Raw genomic sequence first — 3,217 nt, 5'->3', positions numbered from 1 at the left:
GCCCCCAGAGCCGCTGCTGCGCGGACGACAGCGGCAGCCGCTCCGGCCGCTCGCCCGCGGTGAGCGCGATGAGCGCGGGCCTGGGCCCGCCGCTCTCCTCGGCCAGGGCCGTGGCCAGCCGGGCCACGGTCGGAGCGTCGAAGACCGTACGCAGGGAGAGATGCGCGCCGAGCGTGGCACGGGCCTTCGCCACCAGCCGCATCGCCAGCAGCGAGTGGCCGCCGAGTGCGAAGAAGTCGTCGTCGATACCGACCCGTTCGACACCGAGCGCCTCGGCGAACTGCTCGCAGAGGATCTCCTCGGCCGGAGTGCGCGGACGCCGGCCGGCCGGGCCCGCGGAGAAGTCCGGCGCGGGAAGGGCGGCACGGTCGAGCTTTCCGCTGATGGTACGCGGCAGCGCCTCCAGTGTGACGAAGGCCGCCGGGACCATATACGCGGGCAGTGTGGCCGCGGTGTGGCTCCGCAGCTCGTCCGGGTCCGGAGTGTGTCCGGGTGCCGGTACGACGTAACCGACCAGCCTGGGCACGCCCGGCGTGTCCTCCCGTACGATCACGGCCGCCGTGGCCACCGCGGGATGTGCGGCGACGAGGGACTCGATCTCGCCGAGCTCGATACGGAGCCCGCGCAGCTTGACCTGGTCATCCGCCCGGCCCAGGAACTCCAGAGTGCCGTCGGCGCGGCGTCTGGCGAGGTCGCCGGTGCGGTACATCCTGCTGCCGGGCGGGCCGAACGGATCGGCGGTGAAGCGTTCGGCGGTCAGCGCGGGCCGGTTCAGATAGCCACGGGCCAGGCCCTCTCCGGCGAGATACAGCTCACCGGCCACTCCGGCCGGGACGGGCCTGAGCATCGCGTCCAGGACATGGGCGCGGGTGTTGGCGAGCGGCCCGGCCCAGGTGCGGCCGTCGGTCTCGCCGTGCCAGCCGTAGGCGTCGACGGCGCACTCGGTGGGTCCGTACAGATCGTGGACCATCGTGCCGGGCAGTGCGCGGAGCCGCTCCCACACCGGAGCCGGAGTGGCCTCGCCGCCGACCGCGACAACGCCGGGCACATAGCCGCCTGGTTCGAGGAATCCATGGTGGGTCAGCTCGCGCAGATACGTCGGTGTGACATCGACGAAGTCCATCCGCTCGGCGGCCAGATGGCCGAGCAGCGCGGCCGGATCGGTCATGGTGGCCTCGTCCACGACATGCAGTTCATGGCCCGCGAGCAGCCACAGCATCGGCTCCCAGGAGCCGTCGAAACTGAACGAGGCCGCGTGCAGGGCGCGCAGGGCGGACCGGGCCTCGGACCGCTCGGCGGACCGCTCAGCAGCGCGCTCGGCGGGCTCGATCAGGTCCTCGCGGTGCGAGCCGAAGAGATTGCTGAGGCCTCGGTGGGTGCCGACCACGCCCTTCGGGACGCCGGTGGAGCCGGAGGTGAAGATGATGTACGCGGCCGACGCCGGGTCCGGCGGGATCTGGCCGGTACCGTCGGGCTCTTCCTCCCCGAGGTTTTCCCGGAGCTCCTCGCCGAGGCTCTCCAGCAGGACGAGTTCATGCCCGTCCGGCAGTTTCGGCGCGAGGGCGGCGGTGGTGAGCACACACCTGGGTGCCGCGTCGGAGAGCATGAACTCCAGCCGGTGCGCCGGGTATTCGGGATCGAGCGGCAGATACGCGGCGCCCGACGCGAGCACGCCGAGGATCGCGGGCACCATCTCGTCGCGCGGCAGCGCCAGCCCGATGACCGTCTCGGGAGCGGCTCCTCGGCGCAGCAGCGCACGGGTGATGTCCGCGGCCCGCGCGGCGAGTTGGGCGAAGGTGAGCCGGCCGCCGGAGGTGACCAGGGCGGTGGCGTCGGGCCTGGCGCGTACGGTCTCGGCGAACAGTTCCGGGACCGTCCGGGCTTCGACCGGCCGGCCGGTGTCGTTCCAGGTGGTCAGTGCGTCCCGGGCCTCGGCGTCGGTGAGGATCCGCAGCGCTCCCACGGGCTGTCCGGGGCTCCGTACGATCTGTTCGAGCAGCGCCACCAGCCGCTCGACCAGTCCGTCCGCGGTCCGTGGATCGACCAGGTCGGCGGCGTACTCCAGAAGCAAGGTCAGTGGCCGGTCATCGCCATGATCGACAAAGGTGAAGTCCAGATCGAACTTGGCCATGCCGGTGTCCATGTCGAACCACTCGGTGTCCAGGCCGAAGAGTTCCGGATCTCCGTCGGGACGGTAGTGGTAGCCGATCATGACCTGGAACAGCGGATTGCGGCCCGCCGCGCGGGCCGGGTTGACGGCCTCGACAACGCGGTCGAAGGGCAGATCCTGGTGCTCGAAGGCCGCCAGGGTGGATTCCCTCACCCGGGAGAGCAGTTCGGTGAAGGCCGGATCGCCCGACAGATCGGTGCGCAGGACAAGGGTGTTGACGAAGAAGCCGACCAGATCGTCCAGGGCGGAGTCCGTACGGCCCGCGATGGGCACGCCGAGCGGGATGTCGTCACCGGCGCCGAGCCGGTGCAGCAGTGTGGCGGTCGCGGCCTGGAACAGCATGAACAGACTGACGCCCTGGGCGCCGGACAGCTCGCGCAGAGCGCTGCCGGTCCCGGCCGGCAGCTCCGCCCGTACCACTCCCGCGCGGCCGGTGAACCGGTCCGGCCGTTCGCGGTCCAGCGGCAGTTCCAGCTTCTCGGGGAGATCGCGCAGCGTCTCGGTCCAGTAGGCGAGCTGTCGCTCTCCCACCTCGTCCAGAAGGCGGTTCTGCCACAGCGTGTAGTCGGCGTACTGCACAGGAAGATCCCGCTCCCACTCCGAAGCCCGGCCGACGGCCCGTGCCTCGTACGCGAGGCCGAGATCGGCGAGGAAGGGACGGTCCGACCACTCGTCGGTGGTGATGTGGTGCAGTACGAGGGCCACCACCTGGTCGGCGGGACCGAGCCGCAACACCTCGGCCCGCAGAGGCAGTTCGGTGCTCAGATCGAACGGGCGGCGCTGGGCCTCCTCGATGCGCGCGGAAAGGTCCTGCTCGGCGCAGTCGATCACGGTGAACGAGGGATCGGCCTCCTCGGCCGGGACGATCCGCTGGTACGGCTCGCCCTCGTACTCCTCGAAGCGGGTACGGAGCGCTTCATGGCGTCCCGTGACATCGCGCAGCGCGGCCCGGAGCGCGGCCAGATCGAGTGTGCCGCGCAGCCGGAAGACCAGCGGGAAGTTGTACGCGACGCCGCCGTCGTCGGTGATGCGCTGTACCAGCCACAG

At 71.1% G+C, this 3,217-nt stretch carries 1 protein-coding gene; it reads right to left on the bottom strand.

Going from position 1 to position 3,217, the window contains the following annotated elements:
- Positions 1-3,217, bottom strand: a 3,217-nt coding sequence (locus GA0115259_RS37290; RefSeq protein WP_141716868.1) for a non-ribosomal peptide synthetase, incomplete at both ends; no start/stop codon positions are given.

Source organism: Streptomyces sp. MnatMP-M17 (assembly GCF_900091995.1).
In the GTDB taxonomy this organism is placed as follows: Bacteria; Actinomycetota; Actinomycetes; order Streptomycetales; family Streptomycetaceae; genus Streptomyces.
The sequence above is the reverse complement of the archived record's forward strand: the minus strand, read 5'-3'. Positions and strand labels throughout refer to the sequence as shown.